This window comes from Candidatus Planktophila sp., from assembly GCF_046070465.1.
Classification (GTDB): Bacteria; Actinomycetota; Actinomycetes; order Nanopelagicales; family Nanopelagicaceae; genus Planktophila.
The window spans coordinates 1-4,061 of the sequence record NZ_JBJTMK010000053.1 but is presented as its reverse complement, the minus strand read 5'-3'; the positions used below and the strand labels follow the sequence as shown (position 1 = coordinate 4,061).

The 4,061-nt window shown below is 49.5% G+C and carries 4 protein-coding genes; all 4 read left to right on the top strand.

Features of this window, described 5'->3' with window-relative positions:
- Positions 1-120 precede the first annotated feature (120 nt).
- Positions 121-804 (top strand): DsbA family protein, encoded by a 684-nt coding sequence (locus ACKOVI_RS02540; protein ID WP_509602444.1) that lies wholly within the window; start codon positions 121-123, stop codon positions 802-804.
- A 1-nt stretch (position 805) separates the two neighbouring features.
- A complete protein-coding gene (lgt, locus tag ACKOVI_RS02535; RefSeq protein WP_509602443.1) occupies positions 806-1,612 on the top strand; it encodes a prolipoprotein diacylglyceryl transferase in 807 nt (268 codons plus the stop codon).
- Positions 1,613-1,621: 9 nt separating this feature from the next.
- The gene (locus ACKOVI_RS02530) at positions 1,622-2,344 is read left to right on the top strand and encodes a VIT1/CCC1 transporter family protein (protein ID WP_509602442.1); all 723 of its coding nucleotides are present in this window, start codon (positions 1,622-1,624) and stop codon (positions 2,342-2,344) included.
- 122 nt (positions 2,345-2,466) lie between these two features.
- Positions 2,467-4,061 (top strand): glutamate synthase central domain-containing protein (locus ACKOVI_RS02525; protein ID WP_509602441.1); only part of this gene is annotated, 1,595 nt, incomplete at its 3' end.

Sequence of the window (4,061 nt, the reverse complement as noted above, 5' to 3'; positions counted from 1 at the left end):
CACCCACTTTGGAAGAAGGACTCACGAAAGTCACAGAATTGGCGCGCGAGCTCGCTCTCGGCGTCCGTGGCCAGTAACCCATATATTTACCCCGTTCACGAGATCGAAAGAGAGCAGTAAATGTCACAGAAGAATGCACCGAAGCCAGGACAAGATAACTTCACTCGCTACCTCGTTATTGCGGTGGTCGTTGCTGACGTTGCCATCATGGTCGTGCCAACAGTTCTCTCTAAGAACAAGAGCGTCTCCCAAGCGATTCCATCAACTGTCAGCGAAGCTGATGGTTACGCAATTACCTTCAATGCCGAAGATAAGAGCCTTCCAGTCGTTGATATCTATGAAGACTTCCAATGCCCAATCTGTCAGCAATTTGAGAGTCTCAACGGCAAGTACATCACCTCATTGGTGACCGAGAAGAAGGCAGTAGTAAAGTTCCACGTTCTCTCCTTTATTGGCAATGAATCAGTGCACGCCGCAAATGCTGCTGCTTGCGCCAATGATGAAGGTAAATTCATTGACATGCACTTGGGGCTATATGCGAATCAGCCAGCTACTGAAAATTCCGGAACATGGAACAACGATCAGATCATCGCAATTGCAAAGGCACAAGGCATTTCGGGTTCTACCTTTGAAAAATGTGTCAAAGATATGAAGTACGAAGGTTGGGTTTCAAAGGTTGCTGCTGCAGGGTCTAAGGCAGGAGTTAACTCAACTCCGACAGTCTTTGTTAATGGCAAAGAGATTGATCGCAATAGCGAATACTTCAGCGCAGATAAATTTAAAGCAGCTGTAGAGCGCGGTTAATATGCACACATCCATTCCAACGCCGAGTATTTCGGTTGTTGAAATTGGACCCTTTACCGTGCATGCCTATGCACTCTGCATCATCACTGGTGTTGCGGTAGCTATCTGGTTAAGCAACAAGCGATTTGTCTCAGCTTTCCCCGCTACGCGTGGAGTTGTCAGTGATGTTGCAATTGTTGCTGTTCCCTCTGGCGTTCTCGGCGGACGTCTCTATCACGTGATTACTACACCAGAGAGATTCTTTGGATCGCACGGCCACCCTGAAAATATTCTCAAGATTTGGCAAGGTGGGTTGGGAATCTGGGGAGCTATTACTCTTGGTGGAATTGGCGCGTATCTTGCTTATCTCTGGTTGGGGCGCACACGCGAACTTCCGAAATTTCGTCACTTTGCAGATGCAGTAGCGCCAGGAATTATCTTCGCTCAAGCAATTGGTCGTTGGGGAAATTGGTTTAACGCTGAGCTCTTTGGAAAGCCCACCACGCTTCCGTGGGCCTTAGAAATTCCGCGATGGGCAAGGCCAGATGGGTATCAAGAATTTCTTACCTTTCATCCCACCTTTCTCTACGAATCCATCTGGTGTGTTGCTGTCGGATTTCTCCTGCTTCGCCTAGGTACTCGATTGAAGGCCGGGCAAATCTTCGCTCTCTATGTTGCCCTCTACTGCCTGGGCAGACTTGGCTTTGAGCTCTTAAGAATTGATTCAGCCCATCTGATTGCAGGAATTCGCATCAATGTTCTCGTCAGTCTTGCGGTGGGAGCAATATCCCTCGCGCTCTTACCGATCTTTTCCCGTTCTGCACGGTAAGGTAGAAATATGGGTCTAGAAGATGTGTATCTCCGTAATCTCGAACATAAGGGTCACCGTGCGGGCTGGCTTCGCGCTGCAGTTCTTGGTGTCAATGATGGCTTAGTTTCGACTGCCTCCTTGATGGTGGGAGTTGCAGCAGCAAGTGCCTCACTCGATAATGCGAGATCCATCATCATTTCAACCGGTGCCGCAGGTATTGCGGCGGGCGCACTCTCAATGGCGGTCGGTGAATACATCTCTGTCTCGTCTCAGACAGATATTGAAGAGTCGGATAGACTTCTTGAAATTGAACATCTTGCAATTGACCCAGAAGGCGAACTCGAAGAACTGGTTGCGATTTACCAAGATCGCGGACTCGATGAACCACTTGCTCGCCAAGTTGCAATTCGGTTGACCGAGAAAGATGCGCTCAATACTCATCTCCGTGATGAATTAGGGCACCATCCTCATAGCAAGGCACGACCAGTTCAAGCATCAATCGCCTCTGCTCTCTCATTTGCAGTCGGCGGATTCATTCCATTCTTGGCAGCCTTTGCTCCGACCATGGGCACCATCTCTGCTTCCATCGTTGGCTTCACCATCGTTGGCTTAATCGTTGCCGGTGCTATTGGGGCAAAGACTGCAGGCTCCAAGCTCCTCCTCCCAACGCTGCGAGTCCTTATCGGAGGCTGTCTTGGCATGGCGATTACCGCTGGAATCGGTCAGCTCTTCCACGCCTCTGTGGCATAAAAGGCGAGCGTGTAGCGGTAATAAAGTAGTCATAGCGCCCTCTCGGTTGCTACCCTTTGCGAACTTAAGACGGGCCATCGTTGTCCCGACAGGTATGAAATCTGTGAAAAGAGACAACGAGTATGGTGCTTCAATCCAACTATCCGACCCCCCAGGGTCTCTACGATCCTGCCAACGAGCATGATGCATGCGGCGTAGCGATGGTGGCAACGCTCAATAAAGTTGCCACCCATGAAATCGTAGAGAAGGCACTTACCGCTCTTCGCAATCTCGAACACCGCGGCGCCTCTGGTGCAGAACCTGATTCAGGTGACGGTGCAGGAATTTTGATTCGTGTTCCTGATGCCTTCTATCGCGCAGTCGTTGATTTCACTCTGCCTGCAGGGGGAAGCTACGCAACAGGTATTGCTTTTATTGCTCGAAATGAATCTGGATTAGGAAAAGATCTCAAAGGCGAGATTGAAAAGTTAGCAACCGAGGAAGGCATGACAATTCTCGGTTGGCGTGCACTTCCTATTAATTCATCTTCGTTGGGCAAGACTGCTCTCTCTGTCATGCCAGATTTTCAACAAGTATTCATTGCGGGCAAAAATGGCGAAACAGGAATCGCTCTCGATCGTAAGGTCTTCTGTCTGCGTAAGCGTGCAGAGCACTCATTGGATCTCTACTTCCCATCACTTTCATCCCAGACAATCGTCTACAAGGGAATGCTCACAACCGGTCAGCTGGAAGAGTTCTTTCCGGATCTCAGTGATGAGCGTGTTGTTTCCCCACTAGCGCTTGTTCACTCACGTTTTTCTACCAATACTTTTCCATCGTGGCCACTTGCTCACCCTTATCGCTACATCGCTCACAACGGTGAAATCAATACAGTTAAGGGAAACCGAAATTGGATGCGCGCGCGCGAATCACTATTAAAGAGCGAGTACTTCGGTGAGGACCTCAATCGCATCTTCCCAATCGTAGAGATGTCTGGCTCTGACTCTGCATCATTCGATGAAGTTCTTGAGCTTCTCTACCTTGGTGGACGCTCTCTTCCTCACTCAATCTTGATGATGATTCCTGAAGCATGGGAGAACCATGCGACGATGTCACAGAAGCGCCGTGATTTTTATGCATTCCACGCCTCCATGATGGAGCCATGGGATGGGCCTGCATGCGTGACATTTACCAATGGACACCAAGTTGGTGCAGTACTCGATCGCAACGGACTTCGCCCATCACGTTACTGGGTCACTGAAGATGGCCTCGTTGTTCTTGCTTCAGAAGTGGGTGTTCTCGATTTCCCTGCAGAGAAGATTGTTCGCAAGGGACGTCTGCAGCCCGGAAAGATGTTCTTAGTAGATATCGAATCTGGTCGCATCATTGAAGATGATGAGATTAAGGATTCGCTTGCAGATGCTGCTCCATATGGACAGTGGCTTGCAGATGGAATGGTGAAGCTCTCTGAACTTCCAGCTCGCGAGCACATCATCTATCCACACAAATCTGTTGTGCGTCGCCAGAAGGCATTTGGTTACACAGAAGAAGAGCTCAAAATCATCGTAGCTCCCATGGCAAAGTCAGGGGGAGAGGCGCTTGGTTCGATGGGAACCGATACTCCGATTGCAGCACTTTCCAATAAGCCACGACTGCTCTTTGATTACTTCACACAGCTCTTTGCTCAGGTAACAAACCCACCGCTTGATGCGATTCGCGAAGAGCTTGTGACAAGCCT